Annotated in this window: 15 protein-coding genes; 8 read left to right on the plus strand and 7 right to left on the minus strand. The window is 73.1% G+C overall.

The features are described from left to right. Window positions 1-133: 133 nt before the first annotated feature. Complete coding sequence (locus CFK41_RS16175) at window positions 134-670, minus strand: peptidylprolyl isomerase (RefSeq protein ID WP_096800601.1); 537 nt, start codon at window positions 668-670, stop codon at window positions 134-136. 197 nt (window positions 671-867) lie between these two features. Between CFK41_RS16175 and CFK41_RS16180 the strand changes: the two genes are divergently transcribed. From CFK41_RS16180 to CFK41_RS18200, 6 genes are all read left to right on the plus strand, one after another. Continuing rightward, window positions 868-1,638 (plus strand): hypothetical protein, encoded by a 771-nt coding sequence (locus CFK41_RS16180; RefSeq protein ID WP_096800602.1) that lies wholly within the window; start codon window positions 868-870, stop codon window positions 1,636-1,638. A gap of 16 nt (window positions 1,639-1,654) precedes the next feature. After that, complete coding sequence (locus tag CFK41_RS16185) at window positions 1,655-2,269, plus strand: GNAT family N-acetyltransferase (RefSeq protein ID WP_151904791.1); 615 nt, start codon at window positions 1,655-1,657, stop codon at window positions 2,267-2,269. A gap of 11 nt (window positions 2,270-2,280) precedes the next feature. Next, window positions 2,281-3,192 (plus strand): tRNA glutamyl-Q(34) synthetase GluQRS, encoded by a 912-nt coding sequence (gluQRS, locus tag CFK41_RS16190; RefSeq protein WP_096800603.1) that lies wholly within the window; start codon window positions 2,281-2,283, stop codon window positions 3,190-3,192. Window positions 3,193-3,269: 77 nt separating this feature from the next. After that, window positions 3,270-6,365: a YhgE/Pip domain-containing protein gene (locus CFK41_RS16195; RefSeq protein ID WP_096801145.1), complete on the plus strand. Its 3,096-nt coding sequence runs from the start codon at window positions 3,270-3,272 to the stop codon at window positions 6,363-6,365. Window positions 6,366-6,687: 322 nt separating this feature from the next. After that, the gene (locus CFK41_RS16200; protein WP_227873124.1) at window positions 6,688-7,350 is read left to right on the plus strand and encodes a hypothetical protein; all 663 of its coding nucleotides are present in this window, start codon (window positions 6,688-6,690) and stop codon (window positions 7,348-7,350) included. Between the two features lie 15 nt (window positions 7,351-7,365). Continuing rightward, on the plus strand, window positions 7,366-7,638 hold the full coding sequence (locus CFK41_RS18200; protein WP_227873125.1) for an endonuclease domain-containing protein: 273 nt from the start codon (window positions 7,366-7,368) through the stop codon (window positions 7,636-7,638). 288 nt (window positions 7,639-7,926) lie between these two features. On the opposite strand, the gene CFK41_RS16205 is transcribed toward CFK41_RS18200, so the two are convergent. Further along, the gene (locus CFK41_RS16205) at window positions 7,927-9,285 is read right to left on the minus strand and encodes a UDP-glucose dehydrogenase family protein (RefSeq protein WP_096800604.1); all 1,359 of its coding nucleotides are present in this window, start codon (window positions 9,283-9,285) and stop codon (window positions 7,927-7,929) included. Between the two features lie 234 nt (window positions 9,286-9,519). Between CFK41_RS16205 and CFK41_RS16210 the strand changes: the two genes are divergently transcribed. Beyond that, window positions 9,520-10,230: a DsbA family oxidoreductase gene (locus CFK41_RS16210; protein ID WP_096800605.1), complete on the plus strand. Its 711-nt coding sequence runs from the start codon at window positions 9,520-9,522 to the stop codon at window positions 10,228-10,230. A gap of 35 nt (window positions 10,231-10,265) precedes the next feature. Then, window positions 10,266-10,403 (plus strand): hypothetical protein, encoded by a 138-nt coding sequence (locus CFK41_RS18005; RefSeq protein WP_169928851.1) that lies wholly within the window; start codon window positions 10,266-10,268, stop codon window positions 10,401-10,403. A gap of 411 nt (window positions 10,404-10,814) precedes the next feature. On the opposite strand, the gene CFK41_RS16215 is transcribed toward CFK41_RS18005, so the two are convergent. From CFK41_RS16215 to CFK41_RS16235, 5 genes are all read right to left on the minus strand, one after another. Beyond that, window positions 10,815-11,741, minus strand: a complete 927-nt coding sequence (locus tag CFK41_RS16215; protein WP_096800606.1) for a VOC family protein — start codon at window positions 11,739-11,741, stop codon at window positions 10,815-10,817. 57 nt (window positions 11,742-11,798) lie between these two features. Further along, window positions 11,799-13,052 carry an amidohydrolase gene (locus tag CFK41_RS16220; RefSeq protein ID WP_096800607.1) on the minus strand — a complete coding sequence of 418 codons (1,254 nt, stop codon included), beginning with the start codon at window positions 13,050-13,052 and terminating at the stop codon, window positions 11,799-11,801. A 46-nt stretch (window positions 13,053-13,098) separates the two neighbouring features. Then, window positions 13,099-13,785 carry an NUDIX hydrolase gene (locus CFK41_RS16225; protein WP_096800608.1) on the minus strand — a complete coding sequence of 229 codons (687 nt, stop codon included), beginning with the start codon at window positions 13,783-13,785 and terminating at the stop codon, window positions 13,099-13,101. Between the two features lie 127 nt (window positions 13,786-13,912). Then, entirely contained in the window at window positions 13,913-14,920 is a 1,008-nt protein-coding gene (locus tag CFK41_RS16230; RefSeq protein WP_096800609.1) for a Gfo/Idh/MocA family protein, read from the minus strand. Between the two features lie 44 nt (window positions 14,921-14,964). Next, on the minus strand, window positions 14,965-15,918 hold the full coding sequence (locus CFK41_RS16235; RefSeq protein ID WP_096800610.1) for a Gfo/Idh/MocA family protein: 954 nt from the start codon (window positions 15,916-15,918) through the stop codon (window positions 14,965-14,967). Window positions 15,919-15,986: the final 68 nt, after the last annotated feature.

Here is a 15,986-nt window from a genome sequence, read left to right on the forward strand (position 1 = left end):
CCGTCGCCGCGGTCGCGTCCGGCACCGCGACCGCCACCGCCCCCGCACACCGCAGCGGCCCGCCCCCGGGTTCGGGGGCGGGCCGCTGCGGGCGTCGGGTCGTCGGCTCAGTGCCGGACGGACCCGGGCGAGGTCACTTCTCGACGGTCACCGAGGTGATGACGACGTCCTCGAGGGGACGGTCGCGCATGTCGGTCTTGACGCCCTCGATCGCGTCGACGACCTTCTTGGACTCCTCGTCGGCGACCTGGCCGAAGACGGTGTGCTTGCCCTGCAGGTGCGGGGTGGGGCCGACGGTGATGAAGAACTGCGAGCCGTTGGTGCCCGAGGGACGACCGGTCAGCGCGTTGCGGCGCAGGCCCGCGTTGGCCATGGCGAGGACGTAGGGCTCGGTGAAGTTCTTCTCGGAGATCTCGTCGTCGAAGGTGTAGCCGGGGCCGCCGGTGCCGGTGCCCAGCGGGTCGCCGCCCTGGAGCATGAAGCCCGCGATGATGCGGTGGAAGATGACGCCGTCGTAGAACGGGCGGGTGACCTTCTCGCCGGTCTCGGGGTCGGAGAACTCCTGGGAGCCCTCGGCGAGGCCCACGAAGTTCTCGACGGTCTTGGGAGCGTGGTTCGGGAACAGCTCCAGGCGGATGTCCCCGTGGTTGGTGTGCAGAGTTGCGAACATGCGGTCATCCTCCCATACGGCGCCCCCACGGCGGACTGACCGATCGGACGGCTCCGGGCTCCTCCTCTCCGCCTGGGAGCACCCATGCTCGCTCGCGTTAGAGTTGTGCCACACGGGTCCGTGGCGGCGTTCGGTCGCCGGGGGCCCAGGGACCACCGTCGGCCCGACCCGACGGACTCGATCGAAAGGGGATTCCCATGGCGTTGACCACCAAGCGGGAGGCCAAGAAGGCTTCGAAGCAGGCGGAGCGCACGGCCGACGCGGCCGGCGCGACCGCGCTGAAGGCCGAGAAGGCGGTCGAGGAGCTGCAGAAGCTCGCCGCGACCGTCGGCCCCGTGGTGTCCGAGGGCGCGCGCGAGGCACGCACCCGGGCCACCGAGCTGTACGACCAGTACGCCCCCGAGGCCCAGCAGCGTCTGCGCGAGCAGTCCGACAAGATCTCGGCGAACCTCGGCCCGCGCGCCGACAAGCTCCGCCAGGACGTGCAGGACGACTACCTCCCGCGCGCTCGCAAGACCGTGGAGACCTCCGGCACCGTCCTGAAGGCCGCCGTCGACGCGGCCCGCAAGGAGCTCGAGAAGGGCCAGGGCGAGATCCGCACCGCGGCCCTCGTGCCCGAGCAGCCCAAGAAGAAGGGTCGCGCCGGTCGCGTCCTGCTGATCCTGGGCCTGGCCGCCGCCGGTGCCGCCGCGGGCTACGTCGCGTGGCAGAAGACCCGCCCGGTCGAGGATCCGTGGGCCCCGCCCGCCGACTTCGCCCGTGCGCACTACCCGGCCTCCGCCGGGGACGACTCCGATTCCTCCACCGTCTCGGACACCGTCGGCTCCGCCGATGCCGGTGACGTGGCCTCCGCGCTCAAGGGCGAGGATCGCTCGTCCGACGTGGAGCCCAAGGAGGTCAAGGTCGACTCCGATCCCGAGGCCTCCGGCGACGACGAGAAGCGCGGCAGCCACCGCGGCGACGCCTGAGTCCTCGCCCCGGCGCATGTGCCCCGTGCACGACGGCGCGGCGGTCCCGTCCTCGGACGGTGATCGTCGCGCCGTCGGCATGTCCGGGGCCGTTCCGCTCGAGCTGGTCACCGCGCGCCTGCGCCTCGCAGCGGTCGGGGAGACGGACCTCGAGGAGCTGTTCGCCCTGCATTCCGATCCGCGAGCCTTCGTCGAGGACCTCACCGACCCGCTGACGGACCGGGAGCAGATGCGCTGGGTGCTCGGGCGGTGGCGTGCGAGCTGGGCCGAGCACGGGGTCGGCTACCTGACGGTGCGCGCGGCCGACGGGCGGGTCCGCGACGGCGCGCTCCCGGACGGGCTGCTGGGGGTCGTCGGCCTCACCCCGCTGGCATCCGCCGGCCCCGGCGTGCTCAGCGCCTACTGGCGGCTCGCCCCCGCCGTCACCGGCCGCGGCGTGGCGAGCGAGGCGATGGGCGCGATGCTCTCCCGCCCCGAGCTCGGCGGCCGCGCCGCCGAGGTCGTCGCCGTGACCGCCTCCGGCAACTCCCCCTCCCGCGCCCTCGCCGCCCGGCTCGGCTTCCGACCTGCCGCTCCGGACCGTCCCGTGCCCGGCGGCCGCGAGGGCGACGTGCTGCTGGTGCGCCCCTAGACTGCGGAGCCATGACCTCCCCGACCGGTGCCGGCCGCTACGCACCCTCCCCCAGCGGCGACCTCCACCTCGGGAACCTGCGCACCGCCGTGCTCGCCTGGGTGCTCGCCCGGCGCAGCGATCGCGCCTTCCACCTGCGGGTCGAGGACCTGGACCGGGTGCGCGAAGGCGCCGAGCAGCGCCAGCTCGAGGATCTCGCGGCTATCGGGATCGACTGGGACGGCGCCGTGGTGCGCCAGTCCGAACGGGGCGCGGCCCACGACGCGGCCCTCGCGACCCTGACCGACCGGGGCGCCGCCTTCGAGTGCTACTGCACGCGGCGGGAGATCCTCGAGGCGCCGAGCGCCCCGCATGCCCCGCCCGGCGCCTACCCCGGCACCTGCCGCGACCTCATCGAGGAGCAGCGCGAGGCAGGCCGCGCGCGGATGCGGGAGCTGCGCCGAGAGCCCGCGCTGCGCCTGCGCGCCGAGACCCGCACCTGGCAGGTGCACGACCTGTGGGCCGGGCAGGTGACCGGCGAGGTGGATGACCTCGTGCTGCGTCGGGGCGACGGCGTGGTGGCCTACAACCTTGCCGTGGTGGTCGATGACGCGGCGGCGGGCGTGGATCAGGTGGTGCGGGCCGACGACCTGCTCAGCTCCGCTCCCCGGCAGGCGCACCTGGCCCATCTGCTGGGGCTGCCCGAGCCCTCCTACGCGCACGTGCCGCTCGCGGTGAACGGGCGCGGGGACCGCCTGGCCAAGCGCGACGGCGCGGTGACGCTGCGGGACCGGCTCGCTCGGGGCGAGAGCGCGGCGGAGGTGACGGGCCGGATCGGCGACTCGCTGGGGCTGCCGGGCTGCCGTCGCGCAGCAGACGTGCTCGCGCGCTGGGACCCGGCCTCGCTCCCGTCGGAGCCGTGGGTGGTCGAGCTGCCGGCGTGAGGCGGCGCAGTCTCTCGCGCCACATTTGTTACTGAACAGTAACCCAACTCGATACACCGATGTATCGTAGCGACGTGATGCGAATCCTCCGTGCACTCCTCACCCTGCTGTCCACCGCCCTGAGCGCCGCCCTCGGCGGCGTGCAGCGCGCCCTGGGCGCGACCGGCCGCGCAGCGGCCGCCGTCGGCCGAGGCTCCCTCGCCCTGCTCCCCGGGGAGTGGAAGAAGCCGATCGCCGCGCTCTTCGTCACCGGCCTCGCCCTGGTCCCGCTGATCTACTCCGGGAACATGACCTGGTCGTTCCTCGACCCCAGCAACAACCTCGACCAGATCACCGCCGCCGTGGTGAACGAGGACGAGGGCGCCGTGGCCACCTCGCCGAACGGGGACCGGACCGATCTGGACGTCGGCGCGGACTTCACCGACACCCTGCTCGACATGGACAAGCAGAACGTCTACCGCTTCGTCGAGGTCTCCCCCGCCGAGGCGGAGCGCGGCCTGGCCGACGGCACCTACGGCGCGAGCATCGAGATCCCCTCGAACTTCTCCGCCGACATCGCCTCCCTCGGCGGGGACGCCGAGCAGGCCGCCCCCGCCCTGCTGACCGTCACCACCGACGACACCGTGAACTACGTGGGCGGCAACTTCACCAAGTCCGTCGGCACGGCGCTGACCGACGCGCTGCGCGGCAACGTGCTCGAGGAGTACCTCGGGAAGGTCTACGTGGGCTTCACGACCATCCACGACGGCCTCGTCGACGCCTCCGACGGCTCCGGCCAGCTCGCCGACGGCTCCGCAACCCTGCACGACGGCACCGGCGACCTGGTCGACGGCACCACGCGCCTCGAGGACGGCACCGGACAGCTCGCCGACGGCAGCGCCCAGCTCGCGAGCGGCGCGGACACCCTCCACCAGGGCTCGCTCGACCTGGTGGTGGGCCTCGATCAGCTCACCGCCGGCGCCGTCACCCTGCACGACGGCGCCGCGACGCTCGACACCGGCGCCCAGGAGCTCAGCGGGGGCCTGGTGACCCTCGACGAGAACGGGAAGCCGCTGGTGGTCGGCGCCGAGGATCTCGCCACCGGCACCGGGCAGCTCGCCACGGGCGCCGGGGATCTCGCCACCGGCGCCGGACAGGTCGCCGAGGGCACCCAGCAGCTCGACGAGACCATCACCACCGCCCAGCAGCGGGCGGAGGAGCTCGGGGTGACCGAGGAGGGCGTGCAGCGCACCAGCGAGGACCTGGTCACCGCGATCGACGCCCTCGAGAAGGGCGCCTCCGACCTGCCCGACCAGCTCGCAGGTCCGACCACCTCCGCCGGCACCCTCGCCGAGACCGCCGGCGGCCTCGACGACACCACGACCACCCTGGAGCAGACCGCCCAGGACCTCGACACGGCCACCGCGGACCGCGGCGAGGACGCCCGCACCCTGCGCGACGGCGCGAGCACGATCTCCGAGGACGTCACCGCGCTGGACCAGGACGTGCAGGGCGCCGCGGAGACCACCGGCACCGCCGCCGAGAGCGCGGCGACCGCCGAGGAGAGCACCCGCACCTACACCGAGCAGGTCGACGACCTCGCGGCGCGCTGCGCGGACTCCGGCGCGGACCCCTCCTTCTGCGAGGAGCTCACGGCCGCCTCCGACACCTCCGAGCAGGTGCGCGGGGACACCGCCCAGGCCTCGACCGACGCCGGCACGGCCGACGAGACCACCGGCGCGGCCGCCGAGACCTCCACCGGCATCGCCGACACCGCCACGGGCATGAGCGACTCCGCCGACTCGCTGGTCACCTACTTCGACGACCTCTCCGGCACCACCTCGACCCTCGCCGAGGACTCCGCCACCGTCGCGGACGCCGTCGGCCCGCTCGCCGAGAACGCCACCACCCTGGACCAGGACCTCACCACCCTGCACGAGGACGCGGTCGCCGCGGTCCCCTCCGCCGAGTCGGGGCAGAGCGCCTCCGACCTGGCCGGGGAGCTCTCGGAGCAGGCCCGCACCGCGGCCGAGGCCCTGCCCGAGGCGTACTCCACCCTCCAGCAGGGCGCCGAGGACGTGCACCGCCTCAACACCGGCGCGCAGCAGGTCTCCACCGGGGCCGACCAGCTCGCCACCGCCACCGGCACCGCGAACACCGGCGCCGAGCAGCTCGCCGGCGGCGTCACCCGATACACCGACGGCGTGGGCCAGGCCCGCTCCGGCGCCGAGAAGCTCGCCGACGGCACCGGACAGGTCTCCGACGGCTCCGCCCAGCTGGCCGACGGCGCGGGCCGGGCCGACGCCGGCGCGCAGCAGCTCGCCGACGGCTCCGGCGACCTCGCCTCCGGCGCGGACGATCTCGCAGGCGGCGCGGCCGAGGTCGACGAGGGCGCGGGCGAGCTCGCCGACGGCGCCACCCAGCTCGACGACGGTGCCGGCGATCTCGCCGACGGCGCCACCGAGCTGCACGACGGCCTGGTCGACGCCGAGGGTCAGGTCCCCTCCTACACCGACGCCGAGTCCGACACGCTCTCCGAGGTGGCCTCCGACCCGGTGCAGATGAGCTTCGAGCGCGCGCACGGGCTGGGCCGCTTCGGCGAGGGCCTCGCCCCGCTGTTCCTCGCGATCAGCCTCTGGGTGGGCGGCATGGCGATCTTCCTGATGATGCCGCCGTTCTCCGCGCAGGCCGCCCGGCGAGGCGTCGGAGCCGTCCGGCTGCTCGCCGGCGGACTCGTCCCGGCGCTCCTGCTGGGCCTGGTCCAGACCGCCATCGCCGTGACCGCCCTGCACTACCTGGTGGGCGTGAGCATGGACGACCTGCCCCTGATGCTCGGCCTCGCGGGCCTGACCTCCGCCGTGTTCGTGGCGCTGAACCACGGCTTCGGCGCCCTGTTCGGGCCTGTCGGGAAGTTCGTGGCGCTGGTGCTGATCGCCCTGCAGATCTCCGGTGCCGGCGGCACCTATCCCACGAAGACGCTGCCGGAGTTCTTCCAGGTCATCCACCCCTACCTGCCGATGACCCATGCCGTGGACGCCTTCCGCGGCGCGATCGGCGGCGGCTGGATCGACCCGGCCGGGGATCTGCGCTGGCTGGTGGGCTGGCTCGTGCTCGGCCTCGCCCTGGGCCTCGCCGGGGCGATCGCCCAGCTGCGGCGGGCCTCCGCCGCGGAGCTGGGAGACGTGCCGGCCTGAGCCCGCGGGGCGCTGGCCCAGCACCCGGAACCCAGCACCCAGCACCAGGCACCCAGCACCCAGCACCCAGCACCCAGCACCCAGCACCCAGCACCCAGCACCCAGCACCGTTCCACAGCCTCGCCTCCGGCCGCGTTCCTCCGCCCGGGCGTGGTCGGGTACTGGCGTCAGGGCGATGTGTATGCCCATGACGCCGTACTCATCGCTCCTGGTCCCGTAGCCGACCACAAGCGGGTGGGGACGGGTCCTCCTCTGGACCGGTTCGTCCACAGCGCGGACCTGACTGCGACACGGTCGGCGCCTACTGCCCTGTACTGCCGGGATGAAGATCCCTCGCATCGTCCACAGGGCCGATCTCCCTGCGCTCGGCATCGACGACGCCGAGCGTCGGCGCCTCCTCCGCGCGGGACGGATGACGCGAGCGGGCGTCTGGTACGTCACCGTCGATGTGCCGGCGGACCTCGTATCCCTGTTGACCGAGGGAGTTCGACCCAGCTGCGTCACCGCCGCCGAGCATCACGGGCTCTGGGTGCCCCTGCACGAGGGCGTCCACGTGTATCGCCCGCGCGGGCTCGGCACCGCCGGTACCGCGTCGGGCCGTGCGGATCCGAGCGCCCGGCGCTCGACATCCGCCTCCGGCATCCCGATCCTCGATCCGGGCCTCGTCCCGCCCGCCCCGGTCCTCGGCGCCCACGTCCCCGGCCCCACTGGCACTGGGTCGGGCCTGGTGGAGCATGGGTCGGAGATGCGCTCATGGCCCGACCGGGACCCGATCGCCGATCTGCCCCTGGCGCTCGCCCAAGCGGCGCGGTGCCTGCCGGTGCGGGACACCGCGATCCTGCTCGAATCGGCGCTGAACCTGCGGAAGATGACCATGGCCGCGGTGCGCCGGCTGCTCGCCTCGCTGCCCTGCGCCCTCCGCGCCCAGTTCGCACGAGTCAGCCCGATGGCCGAATCGGGGACGGAGACGGCGGTGAGGTGGTGACTGGAATCGCTGCACGTGCCGGTCAGCCCGCAGGTGAGCATCCCGGGCGTGGGCCGCGTGGACCTCAAGCTCGGCACGAGCTGGATCATCGAATGCGACAGCGCGAGCTTCCACGACGACCCCGCCCAGTACCACCGGGATCGCGCTCGTGACCTGCGGCTGCAAGCTCGGCGCTACATGGTCACGCGGCTCACCTGGGAACAGGTCTTCCTCGACTGGGAGGCGACCTCGACGCAGCTGCTCACCATCCTCCGCCGCCGCGATCACCGCCGCCCGCTGGCGGGATGATGGTCGACAAGTGGCGCGTGCGCGACATGTACGGCGATATCGGCATAGCCATCGCCCTGGCGCCAGTACTCGACCATGTCGGGCTGAGGCCAGGCAGGTCAGCAGGTCAGCAGGTCAGCAGGTCAGCAGGTCAGCAGGTCAGCACGTCAGCAGGTCAGCACGTCAGCACGCCGGGCAGGTCAGCAGGCCGGGCAGGCCGGGCAGGCCGGGCAGGTCAGCAGGCCGGGCAGGCCGGGCAGGCCGGGCAGGCCGGGCACGTCAGCACGGTCCGGACTGCCGCGCCCTCGCTCAGGCGGGCAGGAGGTGCTCCGCCCCGGCGGTGGCGGCGCGGCCGAGGGAGCGGATCTCCCAGCCGGCCCGCCGCCACTGCTGGGGGTCCAGCACGTTGCGGCCGTCGAGGAGGCGCGGCACGGCGACCAGCTCGGCGGCGCGGCGGGGGTCGAGGTCCCGGTACTCGCGCCACTCGGTGAGCAGCACGGTCAGCTCCGCCCCGGCCAGCGCGGTCTCGAGGTCCGGCTCGACGGCCAGCCCCGGCACCCGCATCGCGGCGTTCGCGAGGGCCTGCGGGTCCGTGACCCGCACGTCGGCCCCGGCCTGCAGGAGCCGGTCGGCCACGTCGAGAGCCGGGGAGTCGCGCACGTCGTCGCTGTCGGGCTTGAAGGCGGCGCCGAGCACGGTGATCCGTCGGCCTCGGAGGTCGCCGAGCATCTCGCGGGCGAGCTCGACGGCGCGCACCCGTCGGCGCTCGTTGACCGCGTCGACCTCGCGCAGGAAGCCGAGCGCCTCCCCCACCCCGTGCTCCTCGGCGCTCGCGACGAAGGCGCGGATGTCCTTGGGCAGGCAGCCGCCGCCGAAGCCGACCCCGGCGCGCAGGAACTTCGCGCCGATGCGGTCGTCCATGCCGATCGCGCGGGCCACGTCGGTGACGTCCCCGCCGACGGTCTCGCAGATCTCGGCGATGGCGTTGATGAACGAGATCTTGGTGGCGAGGAAGGCGTTGGCGGAGACCTTGACCAGCTCGGCCGTCTCGTACCCCATGACCAGGCGCGGGATCTCGGCATCCAGTAGCGGGGCGTAGACGGCGTCGAGCCGACGCACCGCCTCGTCGGCCGTGGGGGTGCCGGGCTCGCTGACCCCGTAGACCAGGCGGTCCGGAGCGAGGGTGTCCTGGACGGCGAAGCCCTCGCGCAGGAACTCGGGGTTCCACATCAGGTGCACGCCGGGGAGCCGCTCGACGCGGTCCGCGAGCAGTCGGGCGGTGCCGGCGGGGACGGTGGACTTGCCGACGACGAGGGTCGGCGCACCGGCGCGGGCGGGCAGCACCTCGCCGAGCGAAGCCATCGCGGCGTGGAGGTGGCTGAGGTCCGCGCCGAAGCCGTCCTTGCGCTGCGGGGTGCCGAGCCCCAGGAAGTGCACCTCGGCGGCGGCGAGGTCGGCGTAGTCGGTGGTGAAGCGGAGACGCCCGGAGGCCAGACCCCGTCGGAGGATCTCCTCGAAGCCGGGTTCGTGGAAGGGGGCGTGGCCGGCCTGCAGGGCGGTGACCCGCTGCTCGTCGACGTCGAGACCGATGACGTCGTGGCCGATCTCGGCCATCGCCGCCGCGTGCACGGCCCCGAGGTACCCCACTCCGATGACGGAGATGATCATATGGACGCTCCCTCCCGCATCGGGCCCGGTGCCGGGCCTCTCCTGCACCGTGACAGGCGCAGGTGACGATGAGGTGTCGCCGCGATGTAAGTCAGGAGAGGAGTGGGCGACCTCGGGGCACTGCGCCGCGAGCGAACGGCACCGACCTGCCCTGTCCGCCGGACGCAGCGCGCAGTACAGTTTTCAAGCATGCCGACGGGGTTCGTCGGCCCCGCACCCCGTACGGAGGATCCGATGACCGACGCCCCGCAGATCGAGACGACCAGCTCCACCGAGCCGCTGATCACCGTGGACGTCTGGACGGACGTGGTGTGCCCGTGGTGCTACATCGGCGAGTCCCGCCTGCACGACGCGATCGAGGCGGAGGGCCTCACCGGGCAGGTGCATCTGCGCGCGCACTCCTTCGAGCTGGACCCCACCTCCCCCGTCGAGACGACGAAGGACAACGTCGAGCACCTGGTCAGCGCCAAGGGCCTGCCGCGCGAACAGGTCGAGCAGATGGAGTCGCAGATCCAGGAGATGGCGCGCGAGCTGGGCCGCGAGTACGTCACCGGGCGGCCGATGGCGAACACCCGCGGCGTGCACCGGGTGATGCAGGCGATCGGCGAGGCGCACGGTGTCGACGCGGCGACCGCCTTCTTCATGGAGCTCCAGCGCGGCTACTTCACCGGCACCGCGAACCCCTTCGAGACCGAGGCCGTGATCGCCCGCGCCGTCGAGGCGGGCCTGGACGAGGAGGTCGCCCGGGCCGCCCATCGCGGGGACAGCCACGACGACCTGGTCGAGTCGGAGGTGCGCGAGGCGGCCTCGATGGGTGCCCGCGGCGTGCCGTTCTTCCTGTTCAACGACAAGTACACGGCCCCCGGCGCACTGCCGCTGGAGGCCTTCCAGCAGGCCCTGCGGCAGATCGCCGACGAGGCACGCGCCGAGCGGGCCGAGGCATGAGCGCGGCCGAGCCGGCGCGAGGCGGGGACGATGCGGTGAGCGTCGACTCGGTCGCGGCCGACGGGGCTGCGGCAGCGGTGCCCGGTCCGGCGCCGCTGACCTCGCTCAGCACACTGCTGGGCGGGAGCTTCGAGGGCGGCGCGGCCTGCGCGGCCGACGGCACCTGCGGCTGAGCTGACCGCGGCGCGGATCGGGCCCTTGCGGCCGCAGACCCTGCTCGCGCCTGCCCGACTTCTTTGCGCCGGCCAGCCCCTCATCGCTCTCGCCACAGTCGGGTACTGGCGCAGGGGCGAGCACTACGGAGTTATTGGCATACGTATCGCCCAGGCGCCAGTAGTCGACCGCCCCGGATGCTGAGCCGGGGCAGGTCGGGCCGGTCAGGGCCGAGCAGACAGGCGCCGGCCCGCCCATGCGCGATCCTGCCCCGCCAGACCTCGTCGAGCACTGGCGCAGGGGCGAGGACTACGGCGCTATCGGCATACGCGTCGCCCAGGCGCCAGCAGCCGACGAATGGCGAGGCCAAGCCGAGCAGGGCCTCGCAGGGCAGCGCCGGATCGCGGCCCTGCCGTGCCGCTCCCGGCCGCTCAGCGGGCGAGGAGCTCGTCGGTGGTGGTGCCCGGCAGGCTCAGGGTGACCGGGGTGCCCCACGGGTCCTTCACGGAGACGGAGCGGCCCTCGTCGGCGAAGGCGATGCCGGCGCGGGTGAGGCGGCCGGTCAGCGCGTCGAGGTCCTCCCGGGCGGGGAGGGTGATGGCGACGTCAGCCAGACCGAGGCCCGCCGCGCGGGGTCCGGCGCCGCGGCTGTTCCAGGTGTTCATCGCGACGTGGTGGTGGTAGCCGCCGGCGGAGGCGAAGAGGGCGCCGGGGTGGGTGCCCACGGTGGTCTCGAAGCCGAGGGTGTCGATGTAGAACGCGCGCGCCGCGTCGACGTCGCCCACCTGGAGGTGCACGTGTCCCACGATGCCCGGGCGGATGCCGGGATCCGAGGAGACGTCATCGGTGAGGTGCTCGGTCAGGTAGGCGTTGGGGTCGATGTACAGGGTGTCCATGGCGACCTGGCCGTTGCTCCACTGCCAGGTGTCGCGCGGGCGGTCCCAGTACAGCTCGATGCCGTTGCCCTCGGGGTCCGCGAAGTAGAAGGCCTCGGAGACGAGGTGATCGCCGGTGCCGGCGAAGCGCGAGCGAGGGTCCTGGGCGGCACGGAGCACGGTGCCGGCGAGCGCGGCCTGGTCCTCGAAGAGGAAGGCGGTGTGGAAGAGGCCCGCCTGGGAGGGATCCACCGCGGGCAGCCCCGGGGTGGCCACGAGGCGCACGAAGGGGACGCCGCCACGGCCCAGCACACGATGGACCTCGCCGCCCCCGCGCGACTTCTCCTCGATGGGCGCGAGCGCCAGGGCGTGCTCGTAGTAGGAGCTCATGAGCTCGAGGTCGCCGACGCGGAGGGTCACCGCATCCATGGCGAGATCGGCGGAGAGGTGCTGTTCGTCGGTGGAGGCGGGCGAGGCGGTCATGGCGTGCCTTTCGAGGGGAGGACGATGACCCCATCGTGCCCTAGTTTCGTTGAGCTTTCAACTAGTTACGCTGTGTGCTCGATCATCCCGATGCGCCCGCTCGAGCACGGCCGCCTGCTCGAGCACCCGGCCGCGCAGCGCGGGGTCGACGGCGACCTCGTGGATCACCGCGGCCATCGCCACCGCGGCGTCATCCAGCAGGTGGAAGCCCTCCGCGGAGGCGGCGTGCTCGGCGAACTCGGCGGTGTGCAGGGCGCCCCCGGCCCCGGTGATGCCCACGAAGGGGTGCAGCGAGGGCACTCGCTGGGACACGTTGCCCATGTCGGTCGAGGCGGCCATGACGCCGAGCGAGCCGTCGAGGGGCCGACCGAGCCGCTGGATCGCGGAGTTCCAGGCGGCGCCGAGCAGCTCATCCTGGAGCAGCGGTTCGTAGGTGGGCTCGGAGCTGGCGATCTCGAGCCCGGTGCCGCTCGCGAGGGCCGCGCCCTCGAGGCAGGCGAACAGCCGGTCGCGCAGCTCCTCGAAGGCGGGCAGCGTCAGGGCTCGGCACTCGAGGTCCACCACGGCCGTGTCCGGGATGATGTTGGTGACCCCGGACTGCTGGGGCACGAGCGCGAGCCGCTGGCCGTCCTTCATCCGCTGGCGGAGCAGGCCGGCGGCGACCTGGGCGATCACCGCGGCGTCGTTGGCGTTGATCCCGTCGGAGGGGTTGGCGGCGGCATGGGCGCCGCGGCCGGTGAAGGTCGCCCGCCAGCGGCCGACGGCCTGGCTGGTCGAGCCGAGCACGTCATAGGTCTCGGTGTGCGGGGTGGGGTGGACCATGAGCGAGAGGTGCACGCCGTCGAAGACGCCCCGGTCCAGCAGCAGCTGCTTGCCGCCGCCGTGCTCCTCGGCCGGGGTGCCGATCACCTGGAGGGTCAGGTCGAGCTCGTCGAGGCTCTCGCGCAGGGCCAGGGCCGCGCCGAGGGAGGCCCCGGCGATGAGGCTGTGGCCGCAGCCGTGCCCGATGCCGGGCAGGGCGTCGTACTCCACGCACAGCGAGGCGACCAGCGATCCCTCGCCGGCGCTCGCCCGGAAGGCGGTGGGCAGATCGTCGAGGCCCCGCTCGACGGAGAAGCCGCCGCTCTCGAGCAGATCCGCGCAGCGATCGCGCGCACGATGCTCCTCGAAGGCGGTCTCAGGATCGGCGTGGATCGCCCGGGCCACGGCGTGCACGCTCTCGCGATGCCGCCCGTGGGCGGCGCCCAGGGCGTCCAGCACGTCGGAGGCGGCCGCGTCGGCCGGAGGGACGAGGGAAGCGGCGTCGGTCATGGACCGATCCTGCCACGTCGCAGCAGGTGACGGACCATCGGCAGAGTCAGTCCCCCGAGCGCAGCAGCGGGGGCAGCAGCGAGGCGCCGCCGCCGGCGCGGTACAGGCGCGCGGGCCGGCCGCCGGTGGGGGCGGCATGGCGATCCAGCTCCTCGAGGAAGCCCTCGGTGCGGGTCGCCTTGCGGTGGAAGTTGCCGGCGTCCAGGGTGGTGCCCCAGACGCTCTCGTAGACCCCGCGCAGCTGGGAGACGGTGAACTCCTCGGGCAGGAAGGTCACGGCGAGGGTGGTGTACTCCAGCTTGCTGCGGGCGCGCTCGATGGCGCTCTCCAGCACGGTGGCGTGGTCGAAGGCGAGCGTGACATCGGCGAGCTCCTCGACCGCCCACCAGCGCGCATCGGCCACGTCCTCGCCGCGGCGGGGGTCGGGAAGGTTCGCACCGAGGGCCATGAAGGCCACCGAGACCACGTGACCGCGCGGGTCACGGCCCGGTGCGCCGAAGGTCCGCACCTGCTCCAGGTGGACGGCGCCGCTGCCCAGCGAGGCCTCGTCGGCCAGCACCCGGTAGGCGGCGCCGTCGAGATCCTCTCCGAGCTGCACGAAGCCGCCGGGAAGCGCCCAGGCGCCGCGATGGGGCTCGTCCTCACGCTGGATCAGCAGCACGTTCAGCGCGCCGTCGCGGAGGGTCAGGACGATGAGGTCGACGGCGACGTGGATCTCTGCAGAGGTGGCCATGTGCCCAGAGTATGCATGGTTCTCGTCAGCGTGACTCCAACCGCGAGACGACTCACAGGGAACAGGACGGCCGCCCCACCCGGGTCGAACCCGGGCGGAGCGGCCGCTGCAGAGCCGTGGAGCGTGCTCAGACGGACAGGACGTCCTCCGCCTTGCCGCTGCGTGCGCTCTCGTACGCGGCGAGGATGATGCCGAGCACGGCGATGCCCTCGACCTCGGTGTTCAGCGGGCGACGATCGGTCTCCAGGCACTCGACGAAGTCCGCGATCTCCGCGGCGAAGGTGTCGATCTGCTCGTGCTCGACGACCTGCTCCTCCTGGCCGCGCAGCTTGACGCGCAGGGTGGTGCCGTCGGAGCTGAGCGAGCCCTTCTCGCCGACCACCGAGAAGCGGTCGGTGCCGGGAGCGGCGTCGTAGGCCCAGGAGGTGACCAGCTGGCCCACGCTGCCGTTGTCGAAGCGCACCAGCACCTGGGCCGAGTCCTCGCCCTCCATGAACGTCAGGCGGTGGGAGGACATCATCGCGAAGGCGGAGACCGGCTTGCCGCCCGAGAGGTGCATGAGCAGGTAGGTGGGGTGGTAGCCGGTGTCGATGTACTCGCCGCCGCCGGAGGTGGCGGCCTTGCCGCGCCAGCCCATCGACTCCGGGCTGAAGTCGTTGTAGAACGAGTCGGTGGTGCGCACCTCGTACACGTCGCCCAGGGCGCCGGAGTCGAGGACCTTCTTGGCCTCGGCGACCGCGGGCATGAACAGCTGGTTGTGCGCGCACATCAGGGTGACGCCGGCCTTCTGGACGGCGTCGCGGACGTCCGCGGCCTCCTCAGGGGTCAGGCACAGCGGCTTCTCGCACAGGATGTGCTTGCCGGCCTCGGCCGCGGCGACGATCGCGTCGCGGTGCAGGTGGTGCGGGAGGCAGATGTCGACGGCGTCGACGTTCGGGTCCTTCACCAGCTCGAGGAAGTCGCTGTAGCCGGTGGCGCCGGTCTCGGTGACGCGGGCCGCGACGGCGTCGGGGTTCGCGTCGGCGACGGCGACGACCTGCACGCGGTCGGGGAGGGTGGCGTAGCCCTTGAGGTGGGCGTTGGCGATGCCGCCGGCGCCGATGAGGCCGATGCGGACGGGAAGCTTGACGGTCATGGGGGTGCTCCTTGGGAGGACGGTGGTGTGCTGGATGTCGGGGGTCAGACGGCGGCCGCGTTGGCGGCGACGACCAGCTCGGTGAGCGAGCGGGCACGGTCGAGGTTCTCGGTGGTCCGCGACCCGGAGCCGATGGCCTGGACCCACTGCGCGAACGGCGGGTCGATGTCGGCCGGGACGGGGATCTCCTCCCAGCCGTCGGCGGTGCCCAGACGCATCGCGGAGCCCTCGCTGAACAGGAGGGACCCCTCGGTGCCGTGCACCTCGATGCTGAAGGGGCTCGAGGGCGTCACGAAGCCGGTCTCGATGACGCCGATGGCGCCGTCGGGCGTGGTGATCGTGACCGCGGCGTTGTCCTCGACGCCGCGACCGGTCATGTCGGTGTACGCGGCGCGGACGGACGTCGTCTCCGATCCCAGGATCAGCTGGGTGAGGTAGACGGGGTGGGCGGCGAGGTCGGCGAAGGCTCCGCCGATCGCCTCGGCCGGGTCGTAGAAGCGGGCCGGCAGCCAGTCGGCGGTCGAGCCGTTGTGGGCCAGGCGCACGCGGGAGTAGGTCAGGCGGCCCAGCCGCCCGGCGTCGAGGATCTCCCGCAGGGCGACGGTGTAGCCGTGGGACAGACGGGGCAGCGAGACGGTGAGGACCACGCCGGCGTCGTCCGCCGCGGCGATCAGCTCATCGCACTCGGCGACGGTCGGGGCCAGCAGCTTCTCGGTGAAGATGTGCTTGCCGGCGGCGATCACCCGGCCCAGCAGCTCGCGGTGCACCGTGGTCGCCGCGGTGACGGTGACGCCGTCGAGGTCCTCGCGGGCCAGCAGGCCCTCGAGGTCGGCGGTGAACTCGACGCCGAGGGTCTCGGCGAGCGCCGCGCCGCGCTCGGCGTCGTCGTCCCAGACGGCGACGAGCTCGGTGCCCGGGTGGTCGATCGCGGCGCGACCGTACTCCTCGGCGTGGACGTGCCAGGCACTCAGCACGGCGATGCGCAGGGGTGAGGTCATGGGGTGTGCTCTCCTCGGAGGATGCGGTGAGGTGTCGTCGATCGATCGGGGCGCGGTGGGTCGCCTCT

The sequence above is a fragment of the Brachybacterium ginsengisoli genome, assembly GCF_002407065.1.
Lineage (GTDB): Bacteria > Actinomycetota > Actinomycetes > Actinomycetales > Dermabacteraceae > Brachybacterium > Brachybacterium ginsengisoli.